Source organism: Xylophilus sp. GW821-FHT01B05 (assembly GCA_038961845.1).
Taxonomy (GTDB): domain Bacteria; phylum Pseudomonadota; class Gammaproteobacteria; order Burkholderiales; family Burkholderiaceae_C; genus Xylophilus.
This window is the reverse complement of the sequence record CP152408.1, coordinates 824,625-838,248: the sequence shown is the minus strand read 5'-3', so window position 1 is coordinate 838,248 and position 13,624 is coordinate 824,625. Positions and strand designations below refer to the sequence as shown.

General features: G+C 67.8%; 12 protein-coding genes. 2 read left to right on the top strand and 10 right to left on the bottom strand.

Annotated features, from left to right (window positions below; all coding sequences use genetic code 11):
• Positions 1-183 precede the first annotated feature (183 nt).
• Genes kdpC through AAFF27_04020 form a run of 4 tightly spaced genes read right to left on the bottom strand, consistent with a single transcriptional unit; the run spans position 184 to position 4,758 of the window.
• Complete coding sequence (kdpC, locus tag AAFF27_04035) at positions 184-765, bottom strand: potassium-transporting ATPase subunit KdpC (protein XAH24369.1); 582 nt, start codon at positions 763-765, stop codon at positions 184-186.
• A 14-nt stretch (positions 766-779) separates the two neighbouring features.
• Positions 780-2,867 (bottom strand): potassium-transporting ATPase subunit KdpB, encoded by a 2,088-nt coding sequence (kdpB, locus tag AAFF27_04030; protein ID XAH24368.1) that lies wholly within the window; start codon positions 2,865-2,867, stop codon positions 780-782.
• 14 nt (positions 2,868-2,881) lie between these two features.
• A complete protein-coding gene (gene kdpA, locus AAFF27_04025; GenBank protein ID XAH24367.1) occupies positions 2,882-4,663 on the bottom strand; it encodes a potassium-transporting ATPase subunit KdpA in 1,782 nt (593 codons plus the stop codon).
• On the bottom strand, positions 4,660-4,758 hold the full coding sequence (locus AAFF27_04020; protein XAH24366.1) for a potassium-transporting ATPase subunit F: 99 nt from the start codon (positions 4,756-4,758) through the stop codon (positions 4,660-4,662). Before AAFF27_04020 ends, kdpA begins: the two co-directional genes overlap by 4 nt.
• 282 nt (positions 4,759-5,040) lie before the next feature.
• On the opposite strand from AAFF27_04020, the gene AAFF27_04015 reads away from it, so the two are divergent.
• Positions 5,041-5,772 (top strand): ABC transporter ATP-binding protein, encoded by a 732-nt coding sequence (locus AAFF27_04015; GenBank protein ID XAH24365.1) that lies wholly within the window; start codon positions 5,041-5,043, stop codon positions 5,770-5,772.
• Positions 5,765-6,358, top strand: a complete 594-nt coding sequence (locus AAFF27_04010) for an energy-coupling factor transporter transmembrane protein EcfT (GenBank protein ID XAH24364.1) — start codon at positions 5,765-5,767, stop codon at positions 6,356-6,358. Before AAFF27_04015 ends, AAFF27_04010 begins: the two co-directional genes overlap by 8 nt.
• Before the next feature lie 579 nt (positions 6,359-6,937).
• On the opposite strand, the gene ssuD is transcribed toward AAFF27_04010, so the two are convergent.
• Genes ssuD through AAFF27_03980 form a run of 6 tightly spaced genes read right to left on the bottom strand, consistent with a single transcriptional unit; the run spans position 6,938 to position 13,577 of the window.
• Positions 6,938-8,071 carry an FMNH2-dependent alkanesulfonate monooxygenase gene (ssuD, locus tag AAFF27_04005; GenBank protein ID XAH24363.1) on the bottom strand — a complete coding sequence of 378 codons (1,134 nt, stop codon included), beginning with the start codon at positions 8,069-8,071 and terminating at the stop codon, positions 6,938-6,940.
• Positions 8,072-8,105: 34 nt separating this feature from the next.
• Positions 8,106-9,320: an SfnB family sulfur acquisition oxidoreductase gene (locus tag AAFF27_04000; protein XAH24362.1), complete on the bottom strand. Its 1,215-nt coding sequence runs from the start codon at positions 9,318-9,320 to the stop codon at positions 8,106-8,108.
• Positions 9,320-10,984 (bottom strand): ABC transporter substrate-binding protein, encoded by a 1,665-nt coding sequence (locus AAFF27_03995; GenBank protein ID XAH24361.1) that lies wholly within the window; start codon positions 10,982-10,984, stop codon positions 9,320-9,322. Before AAFF27_03995 ends, AAFF27_04000 begins: the two co-directional genes overlap by 1 nt.
• 20 nt (positions 10,985-11,004) lie before the next feature.
• Positions 11,005-11,841 carry a MetQ/NlpA family ABC transporter substrate-binding protein gene (locus AAFF27_03990; protein ID XAH24360.1) on the bottom strand — a complete coding sequence of 279 codons (837 nt, stop codon included), beginning with the start codon at positions 11,839-11,841 and terminating at the stop codon, positions 11,005-11,007.
• Positions 11,842-11,893: 52 nt separating this feature from the next.
• Positions 11,894-12,547, bottom strand: a complete 654-nt coding sequence (locus AAFF27_03985) for a methionine ABC transporter permease (protein ID XAH24359.1) — start codon at positions 12,545-12,547, stop codon at positions 11,894-11,896.
• Positions 12,528-13,577: an ATP-binding cassette domain-containing protein gene (locus AAFF27_03980; protein XAH26155.1), complete on the bottom strand. Its 1,050-nt coding sequence runs from the start codon at positions 13,575-13,577 to the stop codon at positions 12,528-12,530. Before AAFF27_03980 ends, AAFF27_03985 begins: the two co-directional genes overlap by 20 nt.
• Between the last annotated feature and the right edge of the window lie 47 nt (positions 13,578-13,624).

Here is a 13,624-nt window from a genome sequence, read left to right as displayed (position 1 = left end):
GGGGACCCAGGACAGCCACACGGGCCATCGCTGCGCTCGGCCCTGTATCGAAACCCGGCAAGACGGAAGAACTATCAAATAGATCACAAGACCTTCAAAGAGATGAGTCCGAGGGCCAGCCTACCACCGGCGCTGTTTTTAAGCCAAAAGTGGCTCTAGCCCAGGTACCGCCTGGGCTACTAGCTATTGTTTTTGAAGAGGACCATCCAAAGCCAGATTCAACTCCAGCACATTGACCCGCGCCTGCCCGAAGAAGCCGCCAAAGGCCGGCTCTGTGTGCGCCGCTATCAGCGCCTGCACCTTGTCCGGCGACAGGCCACGCACCCGCGCCACGCGGGCCACCTGGTAGTGCGCGGCTTCGGGGCTGATGTGCGGGTCGAGCCCGCTGGCCGAGCTGGTGACCAGGTCGGCCGGTACCGGCGTGGTGTTGCCCGGGTCGGCGGCGCGCAGGGCTTCGATACGGGCCTTGACGGCATCAACCAGCGCCGGGTTGGTCGGCCCCAGGTTGGCGCCACCGGATGCGGCGGCGTTGTAGGGCTGGGGCGCGGTAGCCGATGGGCGGCTCCAGAAGTGGCCGGGGTCGGAGAAGGGCTGGCCGATCAGGCTGGAGCCAACGGTCTTGCCGTCGCGCACCAGCAAGCTACCAGCCGCCTGGCTGGGAAAGGCCGCTTTGGAAATGCCGGTGACGACCAGCGGGTAGGCGATGCCGGTCAAAACCGACAGCGCGACGAACAGGCTGAGCGCAGGGCGCAGGATGGCTTTCATGACAATCTCCAATCTCAGGTGAGGTGCAGCGCGACCAGCAACAGGTCGATCAGCTTGATGCCGACAAAGGGCACGATCAGCCCGCCCAGGCCGTAGATGGCCAGGTTGCGGCGCAGCAGCGCGGCGGCGCCAATGGCGCGGTACTTCACGCCCTTCAGCGCCAGCGGGATCAGGAACACGATCACCAACGCGTTGAAGATCACCGCCGACAAAATCGCCGAGCTGGGGCTGGCCAGGTGCATCACGTTGAGCGCGGACAGCTGCGGGTAGGTGGTGACAAAGATCGCCGGCAGGATGGCGAAGTACTTGGCCACGTCGTTGGCAATCGAGAAGGTGGTGAGCGAGCCGCGCGTCATGAGCAGCGCCTTGCCGGTCTCCACCACCTCCAGCAGTTTGGTCGGGTTGCTGTCCAGGTCGACCATGTTGCCGGCCTCTTTCGCGGCCTGGGTGCCGGTGTTCATGGCCACGGCCACGTCGGCCTGGGCCAGCGCGGGTGCGTCGTTGGTGCCGTCGCCGGTCATGGCCACCAGCCGGCCTTCGGCCTGGTAGCCGCGGATCAGCGCCAGTTTGTCTTCTGGCGTGGCCTCGGCCAGGAAATCGTCCACGCCGGCCTCGGCGGCAATGGCCGATGCGGTGAGCTTGTTGTCGCCGGTGATCATCACCGTCTTGATGCCCATGCGGCGCAGCTCGGCAAAGCGCTCGCGGATGCCGGACTTGACGATGTCCTTCAGCTCGACCGTGCCCATCACCCGCGTGCCATCGATCACCACCAGCGGCGTGCTGCCACGGCGCGCGATGTCTTCCGATGCGCGCACCACTGCTGCCGGCATGCTGCCACCCAGCGCTTCTACATAGCGGCGAATGGCGTCTGCCGCGCCCTTGCGGATCTGGCGCATGCCACTGCCGTCTTCCGCCGGCAGGTCGACGCCGCTCATGCGCGTTTGCGCGGTAAAGGGCACGAACTGGGCACCAGCCGCGGCCGGCTCTTCCACCCCCAGGCGGCGCGCCAGCGCCACGATGCTGCGGCCCTCGGGCGTCTCGTCGGCCAGCGATGCCAGCAGCGCGGTGCGCGCCACGCCGGCCTCGTTCTGGCCTGGTGCCGCGACAAAGCTCGATGCCTGGCGGTTGCCGTGGGTGATGGTGCCGGTCTTGTCGAGCAGCAGCACGTCCACATCGCCCGCGGCCTCTACCGCGCGGCCCGATGTCGCGATCACATTGGCCTGCATCATGCGGCTCATGCCGGCCACGCCAATGGCCGACAGCAGGCCGCCGATAGTGGTCGGGATCAGGCACACCAGCAGCGCGATCAGCGCGGTGATGGTCACCACCTGGCCGGACTGCGTGGCCTGCACGCTGAAGATCGAATACGGCAGCAGCGCGGCCGTCACCACCAGGAACACGATGGTCAGCGCCACCAGCAAGATGTTGAGCGCGATCTCGTTGGGCGTCTTCTGGCGCTTGGCGCTCTCGACCATGCCGATCATGCGGTCGATAAAGCCCTCGCCCGGGTTCACGGCGATGCGCACCACCAGCCAGTCCGACAGCACGCGCGTGCCGCCGGTGACGGCAGAGAAATCACCGCCCGCCTCGCGGATCACAGGGGCGGATTCGCCTGTGATGGCGGATTCATCGACCGAGGCCACGCCCTCCACCACCTCGCCGTCCAGCGGCACCATGTCGCCCGCCTCCACCAGCACCATGTCGCCACGGCGCAGGTTGTCGGCCTGCTCGGGCAGCCAGGCAGAGCCGTGCAAGGGCTTGGCCGTGTGCTGGAACTTCTTGGCCCAGGCCGCCTTTTGCAGACCACGTAGAGAGGCCGCCTGGGCCTGCGCGCGGCCTTCAGCCATGGCCTCGGCAAAGTTGGCGAACAGCACCGTGAACCAGAGCCACACCGCCACGCTGGCAACAAAGCCAAAAGAGGCCTCGCCATGCCCGCGTGCGGCTTCCACCGCCAGCAGCGTGGTCAGGATGCTGCCGACATAGACGACGAACATCACCGGGTTGCGCCACTGCACCCGTGGGTTCAGCTTGGCGAAGGCCTGTGCCAGCGCGGGGCGCAGCAGCACCGGGTCGAACAGCGAGAAGGAAGTTTGCGTGTTCATGAGTTTCTCCGGGCTCAATGGCCGGTCCACAGCATCAGGTGCTCTACCACCGGCCCCAGGGCCAGCGCCGGCACGTAGTTCAACAGCCCCACCAGCAGCACCGTGCCGATCAGCAGGGTGACAAACAGCGGGCCGTGCGTGGGCATGGTGCCGGCCGTGGTCGGCAGGCGCGGCTTGGCGGCCAGCGCGCCGGCAATCGCCAGCACCGGCACGATGACGGCGAAGCGGCCCAGCCACATCGCAATCGCCAGCAACACGTTGTAGAAGGGCGTGTTGGCCGACAGCCCGGCAAAGGCGCTGCCGTTGTTGTTGGCGGCCGAGGTCAGCGCATACAGCACCTCCGAGAAGCCATGCGGCCCCGGGTTGGCAACGCCTGCCGTGCCGGCCGTGGCCATCACCGCCACAGCGGTGCCGCCCAGCGCCAGGATGGGCGTGACCAGGATCGCGATCGAGGCCATCTTCATCTCATAGCTCTCGATCTTCTTGCCCAAATACTCAGGCGTGCGGCCAATCATCAGCCCGGCGATGAACACCGCCAGGATGGCAAACACCAGCATGCCGTACAGGCCCGAGCCGACACCACCAAACACTACCTCGCCCAGCTGCATCAGCACCAGCGGCACCATGCCACCCAGCGGCGTGAAGGCGTCATGCATGGCATTGACCGCGCCGCAGGATGCCGCCGTGGTGATGGCTGCAAACAGCGCCGAGGCGTCTATGCCAAAGCGCAGCTCCTTGCCCTCCATATTGCCGGCCGCGCCGTTCATGCCCAGGTGGGTCAGCAGCGGGTTGGCCACGTGCTCGGCCGGGATCACGGCCAGCACCGCCAGCACGAACATCACCGTCATCGCCGCCAGCACCGCCCAGCCTTGCCGGCGGTCGCCCACCTCTTGCCCAAAGGCAAAGCACAACGCGGCGGGAATGGCAAAGATCGCCAGCATCTGCAGCAGGTTGCTGAGCGCCGTCGGGTTCTCGTACGGGTGGGCCGAGTTGGCGTTGAAGAAGCCGCCACCGTTGGTGCCCAGCATCTTGATCGCCTCCTGCGAGGCGACCGGGCCCATGGCCAGGGTCTGGGTGTCGGCCTTGGCGTCTTCCAGCACCGGCTGGCCCTTGGCGTCCAGCACGGGCTGGCCGTCGGCCGTGGTCTTGGGTTGCTGGAAGGCCACGGTCTCGAGCATCTGCACCGTCTTGTAGGCGTCGAAGTTCTGGATCGTGCCCTGCTGCACAAAGGCCAGCGCCAGCACCAGCGACAAGGGCAGCAGCAGCCAGGTGGTGATGCGGGTCAGGTCGGCCCAGAAGTTGCCCACCGCGCCAGACGAGCGCCCGGCAAAACCGCGGATCAGCGCAAACGCCACCGCAATGCCGGTAGCGGCAGAGAAGAAGTTCTGCACCGCCAGGCCCAGCATCTGCACCAGGTAGCCCATGGTGGCTTCGCCCGAGTAGCCCTGCCAGTTGGTGTTGGAGACAAAGCTCACCGCGGTGTCAAAGGCCGAATCCACCGACACCGCGCCAAAGCCCTGCGGGTTGAGCGGCAGCACGCCCTGCAAGCGCTGCAGCGCATACACCGCCAGCGCGCCCAGCGCGTTAAAGGCCAGCAGCGCCAGCGCATAGTGCTTCCAGCCCATGGACTGCGCCGGGTCAACACCCGCCAGCTTGAACAGCGGCGCCTCGGCCCGCAGCATCCAGCGCGGCAGGCGTCCGCCGCACAGCGCGGCCAAGCCACGGCCCAGGGGCCAGGCCAAAGCCAGCAACACGACAAGGAACAGAGCCAGCAGGCTCCAGGCAGAAGCAGTCATAGGTCCTCCGCACGCAGCAGCGCTACGACCAGGTAGACCAACAGCGCCAGCGCGGCGAAGCCCGCGGCGCCATAGAGGATGGAGTTGTCGATCACGACCGGCCCCCTCGCGGCGTATGCAGCTTGTCGCAGCCGCGCGCCATCCAGGCCACCGCACCCCAGAGCAGGGCCACGCCTGCTATCGCCAAAATATCAATCCACCACATAGAGCCTCCACAGCAAAGCTGTTCGTAGGAGGCCAAGCGTAGGCAGCGGCCCGTAAAAACGGGGGTGAAACTGGTGGGGCCGGTATAAAGAAACCGTAAAAATCGCCGCATCGACACCGTCGGCTACAGTACCCGCCGCCCCGCCTGCAACAGGCGGGCCCCAGCGCCACCGATGAATTCCCCCCTCCGAAATCCCCCCGCCACCAGCGGCATCCACCTGCAGGAAGTCACGCTGGAGCGCGGCCACCAGCGCGTGTTCGACGGCCTGACGCTCAGCCTGCAAGAGCCGCGCATCGGCCTGATCGGTGACAACGGCGCCGGCAAGAGCAGCCTGTTTCGCCTGATCTGCGGGCTGGAGCAAGCCTTGCAGGGCCAGGTGCTGGTGCATGGCTGCGACACGCGCACGGCGCGCCGCGAGCTGCCCGGCCGCGTCGGCCTGATGTTCCAGAACCCGGACGACCAGATCATCTTCCCCACCGTGGCAGAAGAACTGGCCTTTAGCCTCACGGCCCAGGGCACGCCGCGCAAGGACGCGCGGCAGCAGGCGCAAGAATTTCTCGCCCAGCGCGGCCTGGCCGACTGGGGCCCGCGCGCCATCGGCGAGCTGAGCCAGGGCCAGCGCCAGCAGGTCTGCCTGCTGGCCTTGCAGATCAGCCAGCCCGCCACCCTGCTGCTGGACGAGCCCTTTGCCAGCCTGGACCTGCCCAGCCAGGCCCGGCTGGCCGCGCAGTTGCAGCGCACGCCGCAGCAGATCATCTTCTCTACCCATGCGCTGGCCCATGTACAGGACTTTGGCCGCGTGCTGTGGCTGGAGCAGGGCCGCATACGCGCCGACGGCCCGGGCCGCGAGGTCTGCGCCGCCTATGTCGAAGACGTGCGCCAACGCACTCCTTCTCATGCGTAGCCTGTACTCCCAGCAGCCCACCTGGATGCATCCCGTGCCCGCCTGGGCCAAGCTGGCCGCCCTGTCGGCTGGCGGCACCCTGCTGGTGCTGACCGACCGCCTGGGCCCGCTGGGCGCTGCCTGCGGGCTGGCGCTGCTGGCCTTTGCCTCACTAGGCCGCCCGGCCTGGCGCCGCGCGCGCATGCTGCTGGGCATGGCCATCGCGGCGGCACTGATCACCGGCTTTCACTGGCTATTGGGCTCCACAGCCCTGGGCGCCGCCAGCGCTCTGCGCCTCACCAGCGCCGGCCTGTTGGCCCTGATGCTGACGCTGACCACGCGCTTCGACGACCTGCTGGCCGTGCTGGAGGCCTGCCTGCGCCCCTTGCAACGCCTGGGCCTGCCCACCGAGCGCATCGCGCTAGGCCTGGGTCTGACCCTGCGCTTTGCCGAGAACTTCTATGTGCAGTGGCAGCGGCTGGACGATGCTTATCGTGCGCGCAGTGGGCGCGGTGGTGGGTTGCGGCTGCTGGCGCCCTTGACCATCCGCACGCTGCAGACGGCGGAGCGGGTGGCGGATGCGTTGGCGGCGAGGTTGGGGCGTTAGCTCCCCTCCAAGGCCTTTGAGATATCCGGGCTTGTTTGCCTTGCGGGCGGCGGGTGCCGGGAGTTCGCCCCGGCGGGCGAGTAACTTTCTCTTGTGTCGCCAAGAGAAAGTCACCAAAGAGAAGGCGACCCCACTGTGGCGGTCCGGCTTTGCCGGACTGCTTTGCGGTGCTCGGAATCGGCAGGCGGCTGCGGAACTCGCTGCGCTCAAACAGTCCTCGCCGTCCCTTCGCTGCGCTACGGGCAACCTGCCGACTCCTGCGCTCCTCAACGCCACAGAGGGGACCCCGGGACAGCCGCACGGGCCTTCGCTGCGCTCGGCTCGGTACTACTCCCTCCCCCGCTGGGGGAGGGCTGGGGTGGGGGCCGGCTGTTCGGCTGTCCAACGCCGTTGGCAGCGCAGGGAAGCCCGCAGGGCCCCTGGCTCCGGCTCGCCTTTCTTCTGCCTACTCTTCTTTGGCGAAGCAAAGAAGAGTAGGTCGCCCGCCGGGGCGAGTCCCGGCTCCTGCCCTTAGCAAGACACCCAAACTGCCAAACAAATCACAAGACCTTGAAAGGGATGGGCGCTAGCCGGCCAAACTCATGGCGCCGCGCTGGCGGCCCGAACGTCAAAAGCCCCGCCGGTCACCGCCTGGTCGCGCAGCGTGACCGGCTGCTTGCCGGGCAGTAGCGGAAACACCAGCTCCGCAAAGCGGATCGACTCTTCCAGATGCGGATAACCCGACAGCACAAAGCTGTCCACGCCCAGGTCGATGTACTCCTGCAGCCGCGCCGCCACCTCTTGCGGATTGCCCACCAGCGCCGTGCCCGCGCCACCGCGCACCAAACCCACGCCGGCCCACAGATTGGGGCCGACCACCAGCTTGTCGCGTTGTCCGCCGTGCAACGCGGCCATGCGGCTTTGCCCCACGGAGTCCATGCGGGCGTAGTTGCTCTGCGCGTTGGCGATGTCTTCGTCACTCAGATGGCTGATCAGCCGGGCTGCGTCGGCCCAGGCCTCTTCGCTGGTCTCGCGCACGATCACGTGCAGCCGCACGCCGAAGCGCAACGTGCGGCCATGCTCAGCGGCAAGGCGGCGCACATCCGCGATCTTCTCGGCCACGGCGGCTGGTGGCTCGCCCCAGGTCAGGTAGGCGTCCACATGCTTGGCGGCCAAGGCGTGCGCTGCCGGCGAGGAACCCCCAAAGTACAGCGGCGGATGGGGCGTCGTCACGGGTGCGTGGTAGTTCTGCGCGCCGCGCACCTTCACGTGCGTGCCGTCGAAGTCCACCTTCTCGCCCTGCAACAAGCGGCGCCAGACGGTCAGGAACTCGTCACCAGCCTCATAGCGCGTGTCATGGTCGTAGAACACGCCGTCTGCCGCCAACTCGGTGGCGTCACCGCCCGGCACCACGTTCAGCAGCAGCCGGCCCGCGCCCAAGGCCTGGTCCAGCGTGGCCGCCTGGCGCGCCGACGCCGTGGGCCCACCCAGCGAGGTGCGCAGCGCCACCAGCAGCTTGATGCGCCGCGTCACCGGTACCAGGCTGGCGGCTGTCACCCAGGGATCGAGGCAAGAGCTGCCGGTGGGAATCAACAGCCCGTCGTAGCCCAGGTCTTCCGCCGTCACCGCGATCTGCCGCAGATAGGCATTGGTAGCAGGCCGGCCGAAGTCGGACTTGCCAAGGTAGCGGGTGTCGCCCGAGGTGGGCAGGAACCAGAAGATGTCGGGGCTCATGTGGCTTGTCTTTGCGGGAGGACTTGGCGGCGCATCAGATCGCGCCATGGCGCGGTGGAATGCGGTCGTTGAGGTAGTAGTTGCCCACGGCGTGGTACTTCCAGCGCACCGGGTCGTGCAGCGTGTGGGTGCGCGCGTTGCGCCAGAAGCGATCCAGGCCCAGGCCGTCCAAGGTGGCGCCGGTGCCGGCCAGCTCGAACAGGCGGCTGCCCGCATCCAGCGAGGCAGTGGTGGTCAGCGCACGCGCCTCGGCCACGGCGATGGAGGCTGCGGCCACGCTGCGCTCATTCGGCGCGGCCTGTGCGGCATCGACGATGCGGCCGGCGCGGCGCACCAGGGCTTCTGCAGCACGCAGGCGTAGGACGATCTCGCCCACCTGTTGGATCAGCAGCGGATCGTCGCTGGCGCACTCGACCTTGGCATCGATCCAGGGGCGCGAGCGTTCACGCACAAAGGGCAGCGTGGCCGCCAGTGCGCCGCGCGCCAGCCCCAGGTCGATGGCCGCGTGCATGATCTGCGCCACCGGGCCCACCGTGGTCGGCTGCTCGAAAGCGCCCTGGAACGGAATGATCCACTCGGGCCGCACCTGCACGTTGTCGAAGCGCACGCTGCCACTGCCGGTCAGGCGCTGGCCAAAGCTGTCCCAGTCGTCGACAACGGTGATGCCTGCCGTGTCGCGCGGCACAAAGGCCAGGTAGCCCACGTCGCGCCCATGCTCCTCGCGTGCGGCCCAGACCGGAATCCAATGCGCGTAGATCGCGCCGGTGCAATAGAACTTCTGCCCCGTCACCGTCCAGTTGCCATCCGGCAGCGGGCTCAGCCGGGTGGCACGTTGGAAGTCGCGGCGCCCGGTTTCCGACAGCGCATTGCCAAAGCGGGTTCCCGCCAGCGTCAGGCCGTAGAAGTAGCGCTGCTGGGCCTCGGTGCCGCCCACGCGCAATAGCTCCAGCACATAGAAGTGGTTCTGCGGGATTTGCGCCAGCGAGCTGTCGGCCGCCGCAATGATGGCAAGCACCTCGGCCAGCGTTGCATTCGACACACCCGCGCCGCCAAAGGCGCGTGGCACGGTGATGCCCCACAGGCCGCTGGCAACGAAGGCGTCCAGCTCAGCCCAGGGCTGGCGGCGCTCGCGGTCACGCTCGGCGGCGCCGGGGGCGAAGTCATGCGCCAGCCGCGTGGCTACGGCAATGGCCTCGGCATCGCTGGTGATGCGGTGCGCCAAGGTATGGATGGGGTTTGCTGCGCTCATCACGCCGCCGGCTTGTCGAGCCACACGTTGGCGAAGTTGTTCTGCGTGTGGATGTAGCTGTCAGTGACGTTGCGCAAGTTGCGCGCCCAGACGCCGAACCAGCGGAACTCGAACAGGTTGATCAGGGGCAGATCGGCCTGCGCCAGCTTCTGGACTTGCTGGTAGAGCTGCACACGCTTGGCCGGGTCGCGTTCGACCTGTGCGGCCTCGATCAGGCGGTCCATCTCCGGGCTGGCGTAGCCCGAGGCGTTCTGCCATGGCGTGCCCTTGCTCTCGGCCTTGGACCAGTAGTGCTGCTCCACGCCCAGTTGCGGGTCTTGCCAGTTCACGCTCCAGGAGCTGGCCAGCTCGAAGTCGTAGCGGGTGAAGACATTGGTCAGCCAGGTCGGCAAGTCCAGCGCTCGCAGGGTCACGTCGATGCCGACGGCGCGCAGCGCCTGCCGCACAAACTCGCCGGTGCGGCGGTAGTCGTCCCCGTAGGGAATGAAGTCGTGCGTGAGCTTGAAGCGCCAGCCGTCGGCCTGCTTCGGGTAGCCGGCCGCGTCCAGCAACGCCTCGGCCTTCTTGCGGTCGAACGGGTACTGCTGCGTGTCGGCGGTGTAGAAGGTCTTGAGCTGCGAGGTCACCGGCCCCGTAGCCGGCACCGCGTAGCCACCCCAGACGGTCTTGGTCAGCGCCTCGCGGTCGATGGCGTGCAGGATGGCCTGGCGCACCGGGGCCTTGCCCAGAATCGGGTGGCGCAAATTGGGCAGCAGCCAGAACCAGCCAGAAAAGCCGTTGTAGCCGGCCGTGTCCACCGTCAGGTTCGGCAGCTTGGCCAGGCGGCCTGCATCGGCAAAGGTCACCGGGTTGCGCTCGCCGTACTGCACGGCGCCGGTCTCCAGCGCGGTGGCGCGGCCTGCCACATCGGGAATGACCTTCCAGACGATGCCGTCCAGAAACGGGCGGCCCGGTGCCCAGTACCGGTCATTGCGCTCCAGCGCGATGTGGCTGCCGCGCGCCCACTCCTTGAACAAGAAGGGCCCGGTGCCCACCGGCTTGTTGTTGTAGGGGTTGTTGGGGATGTCCGTGCCTTCGTACAGGTGCCGGGGCAGCACCGGCGCCGCCACCACATCCAAGGCGTTGAGGATCACCGGCGTGGGCTTGGCCAGCGTCAACACCACGGTGTGGGCGTCGGGCGTCTCCACCTTGCTCAGGTGCTGGAACACCCGCCGCGCCGTGGGGGCGTACTTGCGCCAGACTTCATCGGCAGAGAACTTCACGTCGGCCGAGCTGAAGGGCTTGCCGTCGTGCCAGAGCACGTTCTGGCGCAGCTTCAGGCGCACGGTCAGGCCATCGGCCGAGACCTCCACGCTCTCGGCCAATTGCGGGCGTGGCTTGAGGTCGGGCCCGTAGTCGAGCAGGCCATCGAATATCTTGCTGACCACGGCGCGCGTGGGCGATGCGGTGTTGACGAAGAAGGCGAGCGATGGCGGCTCAGGGTGGATCACCGCGCTGAGCGTGCCACCGCGCACGGCGCCCTCCACGGTGTCGGGCAGGCTGCCGGTGGCGGCCTGCGCGTGGCCGGGCCAGGTGCCACCGATCAGCATGCCGGTCAAGGCCAGCAAGTGGCGGCGCGAGACCTCCGATGCAGGCAGCGATGGGGATGAGAGCAGGTCTTGCATGGACGGATATGGCTTGATGGTCAGAAGGCAGGAATCACCACGCCATCGAACTCCTTGAGGATGAAGTTGCGCACCTCATCGGTCTGGTAGGCCTGCACCAGTTGCTGCACCCAGGCCTCGTCCTTGTCCTTCTCGCGCACGGCGATCAGGCAGGCGTAGGGGCCTTCCTTGTCCTCCAGCAGGATGGAGTCGCGCACCGGGTTCAGGCCCGCCTTGTTGGCAAAGTCGGCATTGATGGCCGCGGCGTCCACGTCGTCCAGCGAGCGCGGGAGCTGGGGCGAATCGATCTCCACCAGGCGCAGCTTGCGTGGGTTGTCCACGATGTCCAGTTTGGTAGCAAACACACCGGCCACCGGGTCGATGCCGGTCTTCAACTTCAGCAGTCCCGCCTGTTGCAACAGCAAAAGCACCCGCCCGCCATTGGCCGGGTCGTTGGGGAAGGTGATCTGTGCGCCCTGCGGCAGGTCCGCCAGCGTCTTGTAGCGCTTGGAGTACAGCCCGATGGGGCCAACCCAGGTCTTGCCAAAGCCCACCAGCTTGTAGCCACGCGCGCGTATGGCCGCTGCCAGAAAGGGCCGGTGCTGAAAGCTGTTGGCCTCGATGTCGCCAGCGTCCAGCGCGGCGTTGGGCTGTACGTAGTCATTGAACGGAACGATGCGGATCTTCAGGCCATAGTCGCGCTCCGCCACGCGCTTGACGGCACCAAAGATCTGCTCGTGCGGCCCGGAGGTGACACCCACGCGGATCAGCGCGGGCGTGGCGGCATGGGTTGCCGCGCTCCAGCTGGCCGCGAGGCCACCCGCAGCCACGGCGGCGGTGGTTTGGAGAAAGCGGCGGCGTGGTGTCGATGAAGTCATGTGCTCTGGCCTTGGTGATCTTGGTGATGGGAAAGGAAGCGGGCTGCCGGGCTCAGCGGTCCTTGAGCCAGCGCACGTAGCGGTCGCCAATGAACTGGATCAGGCACACCAGCGCGATCAATACGACGATGACCGTCACCATCACCTCGGTGTTGAAGCGCTGGTAGCCATAGCGGATGGCGATGTCACCCAGCCCGCCCGCCCCTACCGCACCAGCCATGGCCGAGGCGCCGATCATCGATACCAGGGTGATGGTGAAGCCACCGACGATGCCGGGCAGCGCCTCGGGCAGCAGCACGTGGCGCACGATGTGCCAGCGCCGGCAGCCCATGGCCTGCGCGGCCTCGACCAGGCCGGCATCCACGCCGCGCAGGCTCACCTCGACGATGCGTGCAAAGAAGGGCGTGGCGCTCACCGCCAGCGGCACCACCGCAGCCCACACACCAATGGTGGTGCCGGTGACCAGCCGCGTGAATGGGATCAGCGCCACCAGCAGCACGATGAAGGGCGTGGCGCGAAAGCCGTTGACGATGCTGCCCAGCACGCGGTGGGTGCGCGGCGCCTCCAGCAGGCCGCCCGGTGCCGACAGCACCAGCCATACCGCCAGCGGGATGCCCGCCACCAGCGCGATCAGCGCCGACGCGCCGACCATGGTCAGCGTATCGAGCAGGCCCTCAAGAATGCGTTCAATCATCAATGCCGACATGGCCGAGAACCTTTGCGTGGTGGGCGACGCGGCGCGCCGCGAGGGTGGCGATGGCGGCCTCGTCGGCCGTGGTGGCCAGCAGCAGGCGGCCGTGCGTGTGGCCCTGGATGCGGCCCACGCCGCCGTGCAGCAGCCGCACCGGGGCGCCGAGCGCCTCGGCAATGCGGGCCAGGTCGGGCTCGATGCCGTCCTCGCCGGTGTAGCGCAGCTCCAGCACCTGCTCGTACGCCTGGCCGGCGGGCGGCGCTGGCAGCAGCCGGCGCGCCAAGTCGTCGGGCAGGGCATGCTCCAGCGGGCGCAGCAGCGCGCGCGTGGCGTCGTGGCGCGGGTTGCCAAACACCTGCCAGACGGGGCCGCGCTCGGCGATGCGCCCGTCCTCCAGCACCAGCACCTGGTCGCAGATCTCGCGGATCACGGCCATCTCGTGCGTGATGAGCACGATGGTCAGGCCCAGGCGCCGGTTGATGTCGCGCAGCAGCGCCAGGATGGACTGGGTGGTCTCCGGGTCGAGCGCCGAGGTGGCCTCGTCGCACAGCAGGATCTCGGGGCGGTGCACCAGCGCGCGGGCAATGCCCACGCGCTGCTTCTGCCCGCCCGAGAGCCGGCTGGGGTAGGTGTGGTGCTTGCCGTCCAGCCCCACCAGTTCAAGCACCTCGGCCACGCGCTGGGTGATCTGCGCCTGTGGCACGCCGGCCACCTTCAGTGGCAATGCCACGTTGTTCCAGACGGTCTTGGCCGACAGCAGGTTGAAGTGCTGGAAGATCATGCCCACGCGCCGGCGCAGCGCCACCAGGCCCTCGTCATCCAGCCGGCCCACGTCCTGGCCGTCTACCAGCACGCGGCCCTGGGTGGGCCGCTCCAGCCGGTTGATGGTGCGCAGCAGGCTCGACTTGCCCGCACCGCTGCGCCCGATGATGCCGAAGATGCTGCCCGCAGGAACATCCAGGCTGATGTCCTGCAGCGCATGCACCGGCCCGGCCGAGGAGTGATAGATCTTGCCCAGGCCCTCGAACGCCACCGTGCCGGCCATGGTGCTTTCTCCCTGCCGCTGGAAGGCTTGCGGTGCATTCACGGGCG